The organism is Ensifer sp. ENS06, assembly GCF_014852205.1.
Classification (GTDB): Bacteria; Pseudomonadota; Alphaproteobacteria; order Rhizobiales; family Rhizobiaceae; genus Ensifer; species Ensifer adhaerens.
The window spans coordinates 18,454-35,453 of the sequence record NZ_JACVBC010000015.1; the positions used below are offsets into that span (position 1 = coordinate 18,454).

Here is a 17,000-nt window from a genome sequence, read left to right on the forward strand (position 1 = left end):
TTTGAATATGAAACACTATCGTTCGTTCCTCATTGCCAGTGCACTGGCGATGGCTGCCGCAACCCAGGCAAGCGCCGCCGACCCCGGAACCGTCGGTGTCGACAACTTCGTTCGTGCCGAGAGCGACATGTACCTCGCCTCCATGGTCAAGGACGGCGCCTTCGGCAAATTCGTGCATCGGCGCGAACCGGCTTCGATCGACAATCAGACCGTCATCCGCCTCAACCGCGATACGCTCTATTCATCGGCCGTGTTCGATCTCGACGCGGGCCCGGTTACGGTCCACCATGCCGGACGCGGGAAAACGCTTCATGTCGCTGCAGGTGGTCAATGAGGACCACTATGTGCCGGAGGTCGTCTACGGCGCCGGAGAGGTGACGTTGACCAAGGAAAAGGTCGGCACGCGCTACGCCGTTGTCGGCGTCCGCACCCTGGTCGATCCGACCGACCAGAAGGATATCGCCGAAGTCCACGCCCTGCAGGATGCGATCAAGGTGACCCAGGAGAAGGAAGGCACGTTCGAAATCCCGGCCTGGGACCCGGCCAGCCAGAAGAAGGTGCGCGAAGCCCTGCTTGCGCTCGGCGCCACCATGCCGGACTTCAAGAAGGCCTTCGGCACCAAGGCCGACGTCGACCCGATCCGCCATCTGATCGGCACCGCGACCGGCTGGGGCGGCAACCCCGACAAGGACGCGTCCTATCTCAACGTCACGCCCGCCAAGAACGACGGCAAGACCATCTACAAGCTCGACGTCAAGGACGTACCGGTCGATGCCTTCTGGTCGGTCAGCGTCTACGACGCGCAAGGCTTCTACGAAAAGAACGCCTACAATGCCTACGCGATCAACAACATCACCGCCAAGAAGGGCGACGATGGCAGCGTCTCGATCCAGTTCGGCGGCTGCGACGGCAAGATCGCCAACTGCCTGCCCGTGGTCGACGGCTGGAACTATACAGTGCGGCTCTACCGGCCGCGCAAGGAAATCCTCGACGGAACCTGGCACTTTCCCGAGCCGCAGCCGGTAAACTAGGCGTGCCGCGAATTTGGCAGCGGAGGCCGCATGCATGGAACACAGCGATGACAACCTTGCGGCCTTCGCCGAGCATGGCGCAACGCCCCTGCCCGCAGCAACGGGTGAAGGCCGTGTCGAGCGTGACGGCGCACGAATCTGGTATGCGACCTATGGATCGGGCGAACCGGTTATCCTCTTGCACGGCGGCCTTGGCCACAGCGGCAACTGGGGCTTTCAAGTCCCGGCCCTGCTTGACACTGGCCACCGCGTCATCCTGATCGACAGCCGCGGCCATGGCCGCAGCACCCGCGACCGAAAGCCCTACACCTACGAACTGTTGGCGGCGGACGTGCTTGCCGTGATGGACAGGCTGGATATTCAGAAGGCCGCCTTTGCCGGCTGGAGCGATGGCGCCTGCATCGCACTTACCCTCGCCTCACAGACGCCGGAACGCGTCAGCGGCGTCTTCTTCTTCGCCTGCAACATGGACCCGAGCGGAACGAAGGACATCGAGCCGAGCCCGGTGCTCGACCGTTGCTTTAGCCGTCATGCCGAAGACTACCGCGCGCTGTCGGCGACGCCCGACGATTTCAGCGCCTTCGTCGACGCCGTCAGCGAAATGCAGAGAACCGAGCCGAACTACACGGCGGAAGATCTCGGCAAGATCCGCGTGCCGGTCGTGATCGTCCAAAGCGAAAACGACGAGTTCATCAAACACGAGCATGCTGACCATCTCGCCCACAGCATTCCCGGCGCCGCGTTCATCCTTCTCGACGGCGTCAGCCACTTCGCCCCGCTGCAGCGGCCCGACCGCTTCAATGCCGCGCTCACGGCTTTCCTTGTCGCACTCGAAGACGAGCCCAAAGGCGACGCGCAATGACGGGAGTGACGAGCCCTTGTCGGCTCGTCATCTCGCCCTCCGGCGACGCTACTCGGCCGCTTCGGTCTCCGGCATCGGCACGTAGTTGAGGATCGGCGACAGCCAGCGCTCGACCTCGCGCACCGGCATGCGTTTACGTGTCGCATAGTCCTCGACCTGGTCGCGCTCGACCTTGGCGACACCGAAGTAATAGGCTTCGGGATGGCCGATATAGAGGCCGGAAACCGACGAACCCGGCCACATCGCATAGCTCTCGGTGAGGCTGACGCCGATCGTTGCTTCTGCGTCAAGCAGCCGGAAGAGCGTTGCCTTTTCCGTGTGATCGGGCTGGGCCGGATAACCCGGCGCCGGGCGGATGCCGGCATAGGGCTCTCCAATCAGCTCCACGGGCGTAAACGTCTCGTCCGCCGCATAACCCCAGAGTTCGGCGCGCACATATTCATGCATGCGTTCGGCAAAGGCCTCGGCGAAACGATCGGCCAGCGCCTTCACCATAATCGAGGAGTAATCGTCGTTGGCGCGCTCGAAGCGCTCGGCGATCGCCACTTCCTCGATGCCGGCTGTGACAACGAAACCGCCGACATAGTCATTGGAGCCGCTATCAACAGGCGCGACGAAGTCGGAAAGGGCCACGTTCGCACGGCCATCGCGCTTGCTGAGTTGCTGGCGCAGCGTGAAGAAGGTCGCAAGTTCAGCGGCCCGATCCTCTCCGGTAAAGAGCCGGATATCGTCACCGACCGTGCCCGCCGGCCAGAAGCCGACGACCGCCTTCGGCGCAAACCACTCCTCCTCGATGATCTTTTTCAGCATCGCCTGCGCGTCGTCGAACAACTGGCGGGCAGCCGCACCTTGCGCCTCGTCGTCGAGGATCTTCGGATAGACGCCCTTCAGCTCCCACGTCTGGAAGAACGGCGTCCAGTCGATGTAGCGGGCAAGCTCCGCCAGATCCCAGCTTTCGAACACGCGCGTGCCGAGGAACGAGGGCGTCTTGGCCTGATAATTCGACCAGTCAACCCGATGCTGATTGGCACGTGCCTGCGACAGGGGCAGCCGGCGCTTTTCCGCCTCGTTGCGCGCATGCGCGTCGGCGACCTTGCGATACTCCGCCCGAACCGTCTCCATGTAATTGTCGCGCGCTTCGGGCGAGAGCAAGCTCGATACGACGCCGACGGCGCGGCTGGCATCCGTCACGTAGACCGTCTGGCCGCGATCGTAGCGCGGATTGATCTTGACCGCCGTGTGCACGCGGCTGGTGGTCGCGCCGCCGATCAGCAGCGGTACGTCGAAGCCTTCGCGCTCAAGTTCCGAGGCGACATGCACCATTTCATCCAGTGAGGGCGTGATCAGGCCAGAGAGACCGATGATGTCGACCTTCTGCTCGCGCGCCACTTCGAGGATCTTCGCCGAGGGCACCATGACGCCGAGATCGATGATCTCGTAATTGTTGCAGGCCAACACGACGCCGACGATGTTCTTGCCGATGTCGTGCACGTCGCCCTTGACCGTCGCCATCAGGATCTTGCCGGCGCTTTCGCGCGCCTCGCCGCCATTGGCGAGCTTTTCTGCCTCCATGTGCGGCAAGAGCACGGCGACCGCCTGCTTCATAACGCGTGCGGATTTGACCACCTGCGGCAGGAACATCTTGCCGGAACCGAAGAGGTCGCCGACGACGTTCATGCCGGCCATCAGCGGGCCCTCGATGACATGCAGCGGCCGCGCTGCCTCAAGCCGAGCCTCCTCGGTATCAGCCTCGATGTATTCGGTGATGCCGTTGACCAGCGCATGTTCGAGGCGCTTTGCCACCGACCATTCGCGCCAGGAAAGATCCTTCTCGCGGCCCTGCGAGCCGCCCTGTCCGCGATAGCGCTCAGCGATCTCCAGCATGCGCTCGGTCGAATCGGCGCGGCGGTTGAGCACCACGTCCTCGCAGGCCTCGCGCAGATCGGCATCGATGGCGTCATAGACGGCGAGCTGGCCGGCGTTGACGATGCCCATGTCCATGCCCGCCTGGATGGCGTGGTAGAGGAACACCGCGTGCATTGCCTCGCGCACCGGCTCGTTGCCGCGGAACGAGAAGGAGAGGTTGGAGACGCCGCCCGACACATGCACGTGCGGCAGGGTCTTGATGATCTCGCGCGTCGCCTCGATGAAGTCGACACCGTAGTTGTTGTGTTCCTCGATGCCCGTCGCCACGGCGAAGATGTTCGGATCGAAGATTATGTCTTCGGGCGGGAAGCCCGCCTGTTCCGTCAGGAGCTTGTAGGCGCGTGTGCAGATCTCGATCTTGCGCGCCTGGGTGTCGGCCTGGCCGACCTCGTCGAAGGCCATGATGACGACGGCGGCACCGTAGGCGCGGCAAAGCCTGGCATGGTGCAGGAACGCCTCTTCGCCTTCCTTCATCGAGATGGAATTGACCAGCGGCTTGCCCTGAACGCATTTCAGGCCCGCCTCGATCACTTCCCACTTCGACGAATCGATCATCACGGGAACGCGGGCGATATCGGGTTCGGAGGCGACGAGGTTCAAGAACTCGATCATCGCCTGCTTCGAATCGATCAGGCCCTCGTCCATGTTGATGTCGATGATCTGGGCGCCGTTCGCCACCTGGTCGCGCGCGACGTCGAGAGCGGCCGAATAATCGCCGGCAGTGATCAGCTTGCGGAACTTCGCCGAGCCGGTGACGTTGGTGCGCTCGCCGACGTTGACGAAGGGAATGTCGGAGGTGAGCGTGAAGGGCTCCAGCCCGGAGAGCCGCATCAGCGGCTCGACCTTGGGGATCTCGCGCGGCGGATGCTTGGCAACGGCCTTGGCGATCGCGCTGATATGGGCCGGCGTCGAGCCGCAGCAGCCGCCGACAATGTTGAGCAGCCCGTCGCGCGCAAAGGCTTCCACCTGGGCGGCCATCTGCTCCGGCGTTTCGTCGTACTGGCCGAACTCGTTCGGCAGGCCGGCATTGGGATAGGCGCAGACGAAGGTATCGGCAACGCTTGAAAGTTCGTCGATATGGGCGCGCATGGCATTGGCGCCGAGCGCGCAGTTGAGCCCGATGGTGAAAGGCTCGGCATGGCGCACCGAGTGCCAGAAGGCCGTCGGCGTCTGCCCGGACAGGGTGCGGCCCGAGAGGTCGGTGATCGTGCCGGAGATCATGACCGGCAGGTCGATACCCTTCTCCGCAAAGACTTCCTTGGTCGCGAAGATCGCCGCCTTGGCGTTCAGGGTGTCGAAGATCGTCTCGATCAGAATGATGTCGGCGCCGCCGTCGATCAGACCGCGGATCTGTTCGGCATAGGCGACGCGCAAATCGTCGAAGGTGACGGCGCGATAACCGGGATTGTTGACGTCGGGCGAAATCGACGCCGTGCGGTTCGTCGGCCCGAGCGCGCCGGCGACGAAACGGCGGCGACCGTCTGCGGCTTCGGCCCGCTTGGCCGCGCGCCGAGCCACTCGGGCACCATCGCGGTTGAGATCATAGACCATGTCTTCCATGCCGTAATCGGCCTGGGCGATGCGGGTCGAGGAGAACGTGTTGGTTTCAAGGATATCCGCGCCGGCGATGGCATAGGCGTAATGGATGTCCTCGATCGCCTTCGGCTGGGTCAGCGTCAGAAGGTCGTTGTTGCCCTGTTGATGACAGGCGCAGCCGCCGAATCGGTCGCCGCGGAAATGCTGCTCGACAAAGCCGAGCTGCTGGATCTCCGTGCCCATCGCGCCATCCATGATCAGGATGCGTTCGCGCGCAGCCTGGGCCAGCGCCCGCTTGATCTCGGAGCCATCCGGCTTGCAGGAAACATCGCCGAAAAGGGCGTCGATGGCGGACATGGGAAATCTCCCGTTCTGAAAACGACAAACACTAAGGCAAGTCAATCACATAAAGATATCTTTATGTCAACATATGCAGCAATCACATTTACCTCTCGGAGCAAAGAAAATGGCCCGCCGCAATCGCGACGGGCCATAATGAAAGCGATACTCTGGATCGGCAAATCAGATCCGGGCTAGGCAGTCCTCGGTTTCATAAATGGCGCAGAGGATATGGTAGAAGCTGCTCGCCGGCGCCGGCTCCTCGACGAAGGTGCCGTCGGCCTTCTGTTTGTCGCGCCAAAGGCCCGCAACCGGCGTCGCCAGAAACGTCTGAAGGGCCGCCGCTGCTCGCGCGGCCGAAGCAAGATAACGCTCGCGCTCGGCACCATTGGTGAGTGCGGCAAAGCGGACGGCCGCCTTCAGCCACTCGGTCTGCGGCCAAAGCCGCGCGATCGGATCGGCCACCGACAGATCGTCGAGAAGCGTCATGATCGCGACGTTGCGGTTCGCGCAGATGCCGTGGGCCTCACCGATATCGAACAGCCGCCGTGCCTTGACGATCGCCTCGGCGCTGCCGCGGCGCTCCGCCCAGCGCAAAAGCAGCCACGCCCATTCGAACAGATGTCCAGGCTCGACGATCCGGCCCTTTTCGCCTGCCATCGGCGCCCAGTCGTGATCGAAGAATTCGCGCAGCACACCGCTCTCGGCATCGATGAAATAATCCATCGCCAGATGCGCAATTTCGTCGGCGAGGTTCGCCCAGCCAACCCGATCGAAGCCCTCGACCGTCTCGCTCGCCAGGCACGCCTCAAAGAGATGCATATGCGGATTGGAGCAGAGCGGCAGGCGCGAGGGATTGTCTTCCTCGAAGCCCGCGACCGGATGCTTGACATGCGCCTCGATCCGCGAGCGAAGGTCATTGCTGCGCTCGATCATCTCGGCCTTGCGGGCCGGCACGACCTCGCCCAGATAGGCGAAGGCAAGCAGCGCGAAGGCCTGGTTGTAGAGGTCAAAGGACGGATCGAGCAGATTGCCGTCGGCATCGGCGAGCGCGCCGTAAAAGCCGCTCGGCTGCTTGAAAATGCGATCGAAATAGGCAAGCCCGCCTTCGGCGGCACCGCGCCAATCACCGGACCAGCCGCGCCGCCCGGCCTCGCCGAAACAGTAGACCTGCCGCGGCTGAACGCGTGCACGCCGGTTGGCGCGGGTCGGCTCGCCTGCCATATCGATCGTCTCGACGAAGCCGCCTGAATGATCGACACCCTTGTCGCGCCAGAGCGGCAGGGCCTTGTCTGCCAGCCAATCCGACAGCACGCGTGATTGCGAAATTATATCCAATGCCAATTCTCAGTCCTCGAGCTTCAAGGCGCCATGATCCTTGCCGAGCAAGGCCGAGAGCGCTTCGACCACCATGTTGTGGTCCTCGCGTTGCGGCAGGCCGGATACGGTGACGGCACCGATACAGCCGGTACCTTTGACGACGATCGGGAAGCTGCCACCGTGCGCCGCATAATCCGCATCGGCAAGGCCGAGCTTGGCCTGCAGATTGGTCTGCGCCTTGGCGAGCTCGCGGCCGGTGGCATAGCTGCTCTTGAACAGGCGGAACACGGTGTTGCGCTTGCGGCGCACCCAGTTCGGATTATCCGGCGTCGCCCCGTCGAGCGCGGCGTAGAACACCTGCATCGAGAAGAGCGTGATGTCGATGACGACGCCAAGCTTGCGCTCGGCCGCCATCTTGCGCAGCAGTGAGCCAAGCTCCCACGCCGCATCGAGATCGAAGCGCTCGAACTGCAATTCCTGTTCCTGCCGCGCGATGCGGGCGAGGTCCTTGTCGATATTCATGGGGGTCAGTCCTTCCAGAGCCAGGCCGCACCGCGCACGCCGGAGCTGTCACCGTGCAGGGCCTTGCGGATGGGGGTTTCGAACGTGTCGCCGAAGAGGTAGTTGACCACCCGTGGCGGCACGTCGTCATAGATTTCGTCGACATTCGACATGCCGCCGCCAAGCACGTAGACGTCGGGGTCGACGATGTTGGTGAGCAGCGCCAGGCTGCGCGCCAGCCGGTCGACGAAGCGCTCATAGACGCCCGTTGCAACCGGATCGCTCGCCCGCTTCGCCTCGATGATGTCGCGCCCACGCATTTCGACGCCGGTCGTCAGGCGATAGTCGAGCTCGACACCCGTGCCGCAGGCATACATGTCGAGGCAACCGTGCTTGCCGCACCAGCATTTGTGGCCGGGATATTCGTCCTTCGTCATCCAGGGCAGCGGATAATGGCCGATCTCGGCGGCAACGCCCTGGTAGCCGGCGTGCACCTTCTTGTCGATCGCAAGGCCGCCGCCATGGCCGGTGCCGACGATAACGCCGAAGACCACATGCTCATTCTTGCCGGCGCCGTCGACCGCCTCCGAGACCGCCAGGCAATTGGCGTCGTTGGCAAGCCGGACCGGGCGGCCAAGCGCCGTTTCGAGGTCACGCCCAAGGGGCTTGCCATTGATCAGCACCGCATTGGAATTGCGCACGATTCCGGTGCGCGGATTGGGACTGCCGGGAATGCCGATGCCGATCGAGCCCTGTTCGCCCGCCGTCTGCTCGGCGGCAGCAACCAGATCGAGAACGGCGCGGATGCAATCGTCATAGCCGCTGGTCGGGGTCGAGACGCGATGACGGGCGCGTGTTTCGCCATCGCGGCCAAGCGCGATGACTTCCATTTTTGTGCCACCCCAATCTATTCCGATGAACATATGTGGATCAGGTCTCTGATGAAGGACTCAATGGGGAGCGCCAGCTTCCTCGGGCCGGCGCCTGCTTTGCTTAGCATTCAGAGGACATGGAAGACCAGCCCCCGTTTCATCGTCGTTTTCAAGCCTGCCGGTCCGCGTCGGCACACCACCCGGACGAGACGACCCAAGCTCGCCGCCACCTGCATTTCCGCGGGCACGCACGCAAAAACACTTGGCGAAGAGCCCTTGCTTTTGTATGGGTGCTATTCAAGTGGTCCCGTAGCTCAGCAGGATAGAGCACCAGATTCCTAATCTGGGGGTCCCGCGTTCGAATCGCGGCGGGATCACCATTTTCCAAGACCCCTCTTAATGGAATTGGACGCGGCGCACGCCGTGCTGACGCCGTGGATGACAGCAAAGCAACCCCCTCCGGAGAAAACACGGTTCATCTGCTCGTGACCTATATGGAAATGCTCGAACGTCCGGCGGGCGATGCGTTTCCGGCACCGATCGCGCAAGCGGTGGTCGCGTCCGAACGTCCGGATGCCGCTGCGTTTCTTTCGCTCTTTCGCGCCGTCGGCGAACCGTTACGCTGGGATCAGCGGCTGCGCATGCCGACGGCCGATCTCGACGACTTTCTCAGAAGCGCCTCCACGATCCTCTACATCCTCCGGCTGGATGGCCGCGCAGTCGGGCTCTGTGAATTCGACCGCGCCGATACCGAGGATGTCGAGCTCACCCATTTCGGCCTGATCCCGGATGTTTACGGCCAAAGGCTGGGGCCATTTCTGCTCGATAGCGCGCTGCGCGCCGTCTGGGACCGTGGCGCAAACCGGATCTGGCTATATACGGACGAATGGGATCATCCGCAGGCGCAGGCTACCTATCGCCGCGCCGGCTTCAGCGCCTTTGCGCAGAAGCTCGAGGAGATCGTGCCCTAACGCACGCTCACCGAAGCGGCTGCCACGCCGGGCCGCGCCAGGCTTTGAGTTCCTGCAGAAACACCTGCAGCCGCGATGGCAGGAAGCGCCGCGTCGGATAGACCGCATGCACAAAGACATCCGGCGCGGACCATCCCGGAAGCACGCGCAGAAGCTTGCCGCTCGCAAGCAGGCTGTCGCAGAAGATCGGCGGGAGCCGGCCGATGCCGTGGCCGCGCTCGGTCATGGCACTCGCCGACTGGATATCGTGGACCGACACCGCCCCGGTCACACGCAGGCTGACCGCTTCGCCACCCTTGACCAGATGCCATTCGACCTCGTTGCCCCGGGCATTGACCAGGACACAGCGGTGGCCACTCAGGTCTTCGGGTCGCGATGGGGTGCCATGTTTGTCGAGATAGCCGGGTGCGGCCACCAGGAAATGGGTGCTTCGACCCAAACGCTGCGCGACAAGCGACGAATCGCGCAATTCGCCGAACCGCACTGCGACGTCGATGTTTTCGGCAACGAGGTCCATGAACATGTTGGTGACGAGCAGATCGACCTCGATCTCGGGATACGTCTTCAGAAATGCGGACAGGAAATCAAAGAAGGGCGGCTGCCCGAGGGTCATGGGAACGGTGACCCGCAGCAACCCCTCCGGTCTTCTTTGTGCCTCGCTCAGCACCCGCTCCGCGTCGCGAAGCTGCTTCAGCGGTTCGCCGCATTCCGCATAATAGGCGCGCCCCGGCGCCGTGAGACTGAGCTTGCGCGTCGTGCGCTGGATGAGCGTGACGCCCAGTTGCTCCTCGAGCGCCGTGACCTTGCGGCTGACGGTGGAGACCGGCATCCCGAGCGAACGTGCCGCCCGGCTGAAACTCTCGAATTGGGCAACGGCCGCAAAGACCGCGATATCGTTCAGATCGACCATGGGAAGATTTTTGCATCGCTGGAAAAGTAATTCCAGATATTTCCGCCTAATCCCACAATCTGGCAGCAGCCATATTGATCTGACCGAAACCGTCCATCCACGGAGAGATCAGATGACAAACAAAGTCGCCATCATCACCGGTGCATCCCAGGGCATCGGCGCGGGCCTCACAAACGCTTTTCTGGCAGAGGGCTACAGCGTCGTCGCAACCTCGCGCAATGTCAGCCAATCGCGCGAAATCACCGAATCGGACCGGCTGGCCCGGGTCGACGGCGATATCGCCGATCCGGAGACGGCGAAACGCGTGGTCGAAACCGCGATCGCCCGGTTCGGCTCGATCGACGCGCTCGTCAACAATGCCGGCATCTTCTTCACCAAGCCCTTCGTCGACTACACCGCCGAAGACTACCGGCAGCTGAGCGCCACCAACATCGAGGGATTCCTCCACACGACCCAGCTTGTGATCAAGCAGATGCTTTCGCAGAAAAGAGGCGGCAGCATCGTCAGCATCACGACACCCCTTGCCGACCGACCGATTGCAGGCATGAACGCTTCGGTCGCCATGCTGACCAAGGGCGGCATCAACGCGATCTCGAAGAACATCGCCATGGAATACGCAAGGGACGGAATCCGCGTCAACGTCGTGGCCCCCGGTGTCGTCGACACGCCGCTCCACAAGGACAACCCGCGGGATTTCCTGAACACGCTCTCGCCGATGCACAGCATTTCCAGCGTGGCCGAGATCGCGGATGCCGTCCTGTTCCTGACCAGGGCGCCGCGCATAACCGGGGAGGTGCTGAACGTGGACGGCGGCGCGCATCTGGGCAAATGGTAGAGTGGGAGCGCCCGTTGCTGGCGCAGAGCAGCGCAGGGGAAAAGAAACGCGCTGACGTCATGCGCCTGTCACGAACGACCGCTAAACAACACTCACATCTTCCTGATGACCACGGATGAACTGGCATCGACGGAAGGTGATGAGGAAGGTCGGGTTTGCCCCGGCCTTTTTTGTTGGGCCGGTCCCGTTCCTTCGATCACGATCGCAAGGTTGCCGCGCTGGGCGGCTGGCTTGACAGGAGATGCAGTCTGCCTGACGGTGCGCGCATGACGGGAGGACACCATGGGTAAGCTTCTGCAAATCATCGGCATCGTCATCATCCTGGCCGCTCTGGCCGCCGCGATCGCGCTGCTCGTTGCCGATCCGGCAACGGCGCAGCTTCGTGCGCTCGTCATGCTCCCTTGGGCCTTGAGCGCGATACTGAGCGGCATACTTCTCGCGGCTTTCGGCTCGATGCTGCGGCAGCTCAGCGCGATCCGCGCCGCGACCGAGCGTCAGGCCGCCCTGTTCCAGGCCATCCTTGACCGCAGAGCGCCGACGGCCGCGCAATAAGCGTTGCTATCCGCGTTCGGTCCACCAAAACCTGATGATTTCAATCATCGGGCCGGCACACGCGCAGCCGATGTCCATCCGGGTCCAGCGCGACGAAGGTGCGGCCGAAGACGGCGGTCTTCAGTTCCTGTTCGATCGTGATCCCTTTGCTGCGCCATTCCGCATAAAGGCGCTCGACCTCGATATCGTCCTTCACCATGAAGGCGACTTCAGAGCGGTGACCGCTTCCCGACGAAACGAAATCCCGTGCACCGGTGGACCAGAGACTGAACGTCAGCCCGTTTTCGAGTTGGAAGGCGACATAGGTCGGGAAGGATGCAACAGGTTCGCGTCCAAGCAGGCCGGTATAGAAGGCAGCGCTTCCGGTTGGGTCTTCGACATAGAGCAGGATGAGGTTCGGTGACAGCATCGTCGGGTCTCCTTTTCGATGCTCGGACCCTAGGCACTGCCGCTGTCAGATCCTGTCAGCATCAACCGGACAGCCAAAGGCCGCCGGGCCTTGCGATCCGGCGGCCTTTGGCTGGAAGGCGACACGTCAGAAGACGGCGAGATATTTCAACAGAGAGATGATGCCGATGATGATGACGATGATCTGGACGATCTGCTTGGCGCGCGCGTCGAGCGGCAGACGCTGGACGAGATAGAGCACCAGCACGATGACGAGGAAGGTAATCAGAATTCCGATAAGCAGCCCCATGGAACACTCCCATTTTCACACAACAGCGCCGCGATGGCGTCGGGATTGTAACTAGGACGCGAAGGAAAAAGTTCCAATCGAGGCGACAACTTATGCCACTCGTTCACCCAGGCGCAGGCCGAGCCTGGTGTTTCCGCTCAGGCGAGAAGCCGGCTCAGGATGCCGGCTTGCAGGCGGTTCCCCGATCCTCGTCGCCTTTGGTGGCATCATACAGCGTTGCTTCCTCGCCCTTCGTCCACCAGACATATTGCCCGCCGGCATATTTGGCTCCGGACGCAGCTATCACGTTTGAGGCGACGACGAATGTGCCGTCGATGGTGAAGGTCACCAGCGAAACCGGGCCGGCATTGATGTATTCCGCCTCGATCGCCTTGCCGCCGCAGTCGTAGCGGACCGATTGCCGGTCCACCGCATCGGCGCCGGGAACGCGGATCGTCACGTCGGCGCCTCCAGACGCTGCCGTCATAGACGCCAGTTTCAGGGCGATGCCGCCGCCGGCCTTGCCAAGCACGAGCTTCGATCCTTCCACCGACCAGGAAAGCTCGTTGCTGAGCGCCTTGAGAAACTTCTGCTCCTGGTTCATCACCGCGGGCACGCACATCTTGCGTGTCGATGCCGCCGGGCCGAAGGTGATCTTCGAGCCGGAGAGACTGAAAGTACCGGTGAAATGGTTGCAGCCGGCCATGCCGCCATAGGTCCCGTCCTCGCGGATCTCCAGGGTCGACTGGAGATTGTCGATGACCCCACCCCCACCGATATCTTCGGCAAGCCAGGTGGCGACGAGCTGCGGCGGCACGTTTTCCGCCGCAACCGGCTGCATCGATGCCATTTCGATCGCGACACAGGCGCAGGAAACGGCGGTTATGATTTTCAGCATCGCGAACTCCTCCGGACCCCGACTCAAGGCACCCAATTCTTAGCCTGCGGACGAGACGGAATGAAGACCGCACCCTTGTTGCCGGCGGATTTCGCCTGTAGAGCCTAGCAAACAACATAAAAGACTCGGATCGATCTCGTGAAGATCATGCGCCCGCGGCGAAGGCTCAGCCGGGCATTCCGTCCGAAAAGAAGAACATGGGTATTGGCATGGCATCCCACGACAGTGCGAAGCGCCGACTGACGATCCTCGGCTCGACCGGTTCGATCGGCACCAACACGCTCGACGTTATCGAGCGCCTTGGCGGCCGTGAGCGCTTCGACGTCGTCGCCGTCACCGGCAACGGCAACATTCCCCTGCTCGCCGAGCAGGCCGTGAAAGTTCGCGCCGAACTCGCCGTCACCGCCAACGATAGCCAGTACGAAAACCTGAAGGCCGCGCTCGCCGGCACCGGCATTCAGGTTGCCGCCGGCAAGAGCGGCCTGATCGAAGCGGCCGAGCGCAACGCGGACTGGGTGATGGCGGCGATCGTCGGCAATGCCGGCTTGGCGCCGACGCTTGCCGCGGCCCGCCGCGGCGCCGACATCGCGCTTGCCAACAAGGAGTGCCTGGTTTCCGCCGGCAGTCTGTTCATCGACGCGGTGAAGAAAGGCGGCGGTCGGCTGCTTCCGGTCGACAGCGAACACAATGCCATCTTCCAGGTTCTGGAAGAACACCAGCGCCATGCGGTCGAGCGTATCATCCTGACCGCTTCCGGCGGCCCCTTCCGCACCAAGTCGCTGGAAGAAATGCGTCACGTGACGGCTGACGTCGCGCGCGCCCATCCGAACTGGTCGATGGGCCTGAAAATCTCGATCGACAGCGCCTCTATGTTCAACAAGGCGTTGGAGATGATCGAGGCGAGACATCTCTTCGCGCTTCAGCCCGAGCAGGTCGAGGTGATCGTGCACCCGCAGTCGGTGATCCACTCGATGGTCGGCTATACCGACGGATCGGTGCTCGCCCAGCTCGGCTGCCCGGACATGCGCACCGCCATCGGCTATGCGCTCTCCTATCCGAGCCGCTGCAGCCTGCCGATCGAGCGGCTCGATTTCGCCAAGCTGTCGCGCCTCGATTTCGAGGCGCCGGACGAAGTGCGCTTCCCGGCCATCCGCCTGGCGCGGCGCGCCATGGTCGAAGGCGGCGTGCAGGGTGCGGTCCTCAACGGCGCCAAGGAAACCGCGCTCGACGCGTTCATCGCCGGCCGCACCGGCTTTCTCGCCATGGCAGAGATCGTCGAAAAGGTCATGGACAAGCTTGCCGACCTGCCGGGGGCCGCAACGATGGACGACGTCTTTGCCGCCGACGAAAAAGCCCGGCACTTGGCGGCCGGGCTGCTTCGGTAATTCAGAGCTTTCTGACCGGCGCGCATGGCGCCGGCAAGATTGGCCTTACGCGACAGCGCGGGCCAGCGCACAGCGCGACCACAGCGAATGCAGCGCGCCGACGAGATGGTCGATGTCGGCATCCGAATGGAGCGGCGTCGGGGTGATGCGCAGGCGCTCGGTCTTCTTCGGCACCGTCGGATAGTTGATCGGCTGCACGTAGACGCCGAAATTGTCGAGCAGGAGATCCGAGATCCACTTGCACTTGGCAGCGTCGCCAACCATGACCGGCACGATATGGCTCGGGTTCGGCATGTGCGGAATGCCGCGCTGGTCGAGTAGCGAGCGCAGACGACGCACACGCTCCTGGTGCGCGAAACGTTCGACCTGGCTTTCCTTCAGGTGGCGAATCGAGGCGAGCGCACCGGCGGCAAGCGTCGGCGGCAGCGCCGTCGTGAAGATGAAGCCGGAGGCAAACGAGCGGATGAAGTCGCAGAGTGCGGCGGAGCCGGTGATGTAGCCGCCCATGACACCGAAAGCCTTGCCGAGCGTGCCTTCGATCACCGTCAGGCGGTGCATCAGGCCTTCGCGCTCGGCAATGCCGCCGCCACGCGGACCGTACATGCCGACCGCATGCACTTCGTCGAGATAGGTCATGGCGCCGTACTTGTCGGCGAGGTCGCAGAATTCCTTGATCGGCGCAATGTCGCCATCCATCGAATAGACGGACTCGAAAGCAATGAGCTTCGGCGCACGCGGATCGGCGGCAGCGAGCTTGGCCTCGAGGTCAGCGACCGAATTATGCTTGAAGATGACGCGTTCGCACTTGGAGTGACGGATCCCCTCGATCATCGAAGCGTGATTCCCGGCGTCCGAGAAGACGATAACACCGGGAATCTTGGAACAGAGCGTTCCGAGCGCGGCCCAGTTGGACACGTAGCCGGAAGTAAAGAGCAGTGCCGATTCCTTGCCATGCAGGTCCGCGAGCTCGCGCTCAAGCAGGACGTGGTAATGGTTGGTACCGGAAATGTTGCGGGTGCCGCCGGCGCCGGCGCCGCATTCGTCGATGGCGCGCTTCATCGCCTCGGTGACGACAGAATGCTGGCCCATGCCGAGATAGTCGTTCGAACACCAGACGGTGACTTCCTGAACGCCTTCAGCCGTATGGCGCGCGGCCTTCGGGAATTGGCCGCAATGACGGGCGAGGTCTGCGAAAACCCGGTAGCGGCCTTCCTGATGCAGCCCGTCCAGCTCGTTCTTAAAGAAATTCTCGAAATCCATCATTTTCTCCAGTGCCCGGCCGCTTTCTTCAATCAAAGCGACCTGGGGTCAACCTCGGAATGCCCGGCATCTGCCAACTGCGGCAAAAGGCCCTTGACGCGCTGCCTTTCCAGCGAGTGCATCCGAGATGATCTAGCATTTTTGAGCCTGAGCATCTTCGCTGCTTTCACTGAAACCGTTTCAACGGGAACAGCCCTAGTTTTGAAACATTCCAAAGAAAGCCTTAGTGCATGTTCATCACGTCAAGCTTGATCGAAGTCAAGCAAGGATGAAAAAAGGACGGCCGAAGCCGTCCTTTTTCAATGTTGGTGTGACGGCGAAGGCTGGTCATGCCGCCGCAACGGCGCGTTTGGCCATGACCTTCACCAGATTGGCGCGATAGGCCGCATCCGCGTGAATGTCGGAGAGCAGCTCCGAGGCATCGACGCTAATATTGCCGAGCGCATCCGGCGTCCAGTTGGCAGCAAGGGCTGCCTCCATCTCCGCCTGACGGAAAACGCCATTTGCGCCCGCACCCGTGACCGCGACCCGGATCTCGCCATTGTCGCGCTTGGCGACGAAGACACCGGTCATCGCGTAGCGCGAGGCCGGGTTGGCGAATTTCTGGTAGGCGGCCTTTGCCGGGGCGTCGAAGCTGACCGCGACGACGATCTCGCTGTCTTCCAGCGCCGTTTCGAACAGACCGGTGAAGAAATCGTCGGCCGCGATCTCCCGCCGGTTGGTCACGATCGTCGCGCCGAGCCCGAGCATCGCTGCCGGATAATCCGCCGCCGGATCGTTGTTGGCGATGGAGCCGCCGATCGTGCCCATGTGTCGCACATGCGGATCGCCGATATGGCTGGCAAGGCTGCAGATCGCCGGACACACAGCTTTGAGCGCCGCCGACGAGGCGACCTCATAATGTGTCGTGGCCGCGCCGATCCGCACGGATCGGCCGTTGACTGAGATGCCCTGCATCTCGGCGATGTGCCGAAGGTCGATCAGATCGCTCGGCGACGCCAGCCGCTGCTTCATCGTCGGAATGAGGGTCATGCCACCGGAGACGTACTTGCCTTCGCCGGCCGCATCCATTCGGCTGACGGCGTCCTGAACCGAGGACGCCCGGTGATATTGGGTCTCGTACATG

General features: G+C 62.7%; 15 protein-coding genes, 1 tRNA gene and 1 pseudogene. 7 read left to right on the forward strand and 10 right to left on the reverse strand.

The genetic code is table 11. The annotated features are described in order from the left end of the window. The first annotated feature begins 7 nt into the window (after positions 1-7). Together IB279_RS31225 and IB279_RS31230 are read left to right on the forward strand one after the other, a co-directional pair. A pseudogene (locus IB279_RS31225) lies at positions 8-1,031 on the forward strand (DUF1254 domain-containing protein). Between the two features lie 34 nt (positions 1,032-1,065). Continuing rightward, complete coding sequence (locus IB279_RS31230; RefSeq protein WP_112772944.1) at positions 1,066-1,893, forward strand: alpha/beta fold hydrolase; 828 nt, start codon at positions 1,066-1,068, stop codon at positions 1,891-1,893. A gap of 48 nt (positions 1,894-1,941) precedes the next feature. Here the strand turns inward: IB279_RS31230 and metH are convergent, their stop codons facing one another. From metH to IB279_RS31250, 4 genes are all read right to left on the reverse strand, one after another. Continuing rightward, complete coding sequence (metH, locus tag IB279_RS31235) at positions 1,942-5,712, reverse strand: methionine synthase (RefSeq protein ID WP_112772945.1); 3,771 nt, start codon at positions 5,710-5,712, stop codon at positions 1,942-1,944. A gap of 165 nt (positions 5,713-5,877) precedes the next feature. Then, positions 5,878-7,032 carry an AGE family epimerase/isomerase gene (locus IB279_RS31240; protein ID WP_181529629.1) on the reverse strand — a complete coding sequence of 385 codons (1,155 nt, stop codon included), beginning with the start codon at positions 7,030-7,032 and terminating at the stop codon, positions 5,878-5,880. A gap of 9 nt (positions 7,033-7,041) precedes the next feature. Next, positions 7,042-7,536: a heme-degrading domain-containing protein gene (locus tag IB279_RS31245; RefSeq protein ID WP_034802370.1), complete on the reverse strand. Its 495-nt coding sequence runs from the start codon at positions 7,534-7,536 to the stop codon at positions 7,042-7,044. 5 nt (positions 7,537-7,541) lie between these two features. Next, positions 7,542-8,438 (reverse strand): ROK family protein, encoded by an 897-nt coding sequence (locus IB279_RS31250; RefSeq protein WP_112772947.1) that lies wholly within the window; start codon positions 8,436-8,438, stop codon positions 7,542-7,544. A gap of 252 nt (positions 8,439-8,690) precedes the next feature. Between IB279_RS31250 and IB279_RS31255 the strand changes: the two genes are divergently transcribed. Both IB279_RS31255 and IB279_RS31260 read left to right on the forward strand, forming a co-directional pair. Further along, positions 8,691-8,767: transfer RNA gene (locus IB279_RS31255), tRNA-Arg, on the forward strand. Positions 8,768-8,821: 54 nt separating this feature from the next. Further along, a complete protein-coding gene (locus IB279_RS31260) occupies positions 8,822-9,358 on the forward strand; it encodes a GNAT family N-acetyltransferase (protein WP_234824601.1) in 537 nt (178 codons plus the stop codon). Between the two features lie 7 nt (positions 9,359-9,365). On the opposite strand, the gene IB279_RS31265 is transcribed toward IB279_RS31260, so the two are convergent. Next, positions 9,366-10,268 (reverse strand): LysR family transcriptional regulator, encoded by a 903-nt coding sequence (locus tag IB279_RS31265; RefSeq protein ID WP_112772949.1) that lies wholly within the window; start codon positions 10,266-10,268, stop codon positions 9,366-9,368. Between the two features lie 112 nt (positions 10,269-10,380). Here IB279_RS31265 and IB279_RS31270 point away from each other — a divergent pair, with 112 nt between their 5' ends. Together IB279_RS31270 and IB279_RS31275 are read left to right on the forward strand one after the other, a co-directional pair. Next, a complete protein-coding gene (locus IB279_RS31270; protein WP_089044371.1) occupies positions 10,381-11,103 on the forward strand; it encodes an SDR family NAD(P)-dependent oxidoreductase in 723 nt (240 codons plus the stop codon). 282 nt (positions 11,104-11,385) lie between these two features. Further along, the gene (locus tag IB279_RS31275) at positions 11,386-11,655 is read left to right on the forward strand and encodes a hypothetical protein (protein WP_034802382.1); all 270 of its coding nucleotides are present in this window, start codon (positions 11,386-11,388) and stop codon (positions 11,653-11,655) included. A gap of 40 nt (positions 11,656-11,695) precedes the next feature. Here IB279_RS31275 and IB279_RS31280 read toward each other — a convergent pair whose 3' ends face one another. The 3 genes from IB279_RS31280 to IB279_RS31290 form a co-directional block, all read right to left on the reverse strand. Beyond that, the gene (locus IB279_RS31280; RefSeq protein ID WP_192340494.1) at positions 11,696-12,064 is read right to left on the reverse strand and encodes a VOC family protein; all 369 of its coding nucleotides are present in this window, start codon (positions 12,062-12,064) and stop codon (positions 11,696-11,698) included. 126 nt (positions 12,065-12,190) lie between these two features. Next, the gene (locus tag IB279_RS31285; RefSeq protein WP_089044368.1) at positions 12,191-12,352 is read right to left on the reverse strand and encodes a Thivi_2564 family membrane protein; all 162 of its coding nucleotides are present in this window, start codon (positions 12,350-12,352) and stop codon (positions 12,191-12,193) included. 154 nt (positions 12,353-12,506) lie between these two features. Continuing rightward, the gene (locus IB279_RS31290) at positions 12,507-13,229 is read right to left on the reverse strand and encodes an META domain-containing protein (RefSeq protein ID WP_034802387.1); all 723 of its coding nucleotides are present in this window, start codon (positions 13,227-13,229) and stop codon (positions 12,507-12,509) included. Between the two features lie 209 nt (positions 13,230-13,438). Between IB279_RS31290 and dxr the strand changes: the two genes are divergently transcribed. Beyond that, complete coding sequence (gene dxr / locus IB279_RS31295; protein ID WP_060582921.1) at positions 13,439-14,614, forward strand: 1-deoxy-D-xylulose-5-phosphate reductoisomerase; 1,176 nt, start codon at positions 13,439-13,441, stop codon at positions 14,612-14,614. A gap of 45 nt (positions 14,615-14,659) precedes the next feature. Here the strand turns inward: dxr and hemA are convergent, their stop codons facing one another. Further along, the gene (gene hemA / locus IB279_RS31300; protein WP_192340496.1) at positions 14,660-15,874 is read right to left on the reverse strand and encodes a 5-aminolevulinate synthase; all 1,215 of its coding nucleotides are present in this window, start codon (positions 15,872-15,874) and stop codon (positions 14,660-14,662) included. Positions 15,875-16,201: 327 nt separating this feature from the next. Continuing rightward, on the reverse strand, positions 16,202-16,999 hold the full coding sequence (locus IB279_RS31305; RefSeq protein ID WP_060582866.1) for a xanthine dehydrogenase family protein subunit M: 798 nt from the start codon (positions 16,997-16,999) through the stop codon (positions 16,202-16,204). Between the last annotated feature and the right edge of the window lies 1 nt (position 17,000).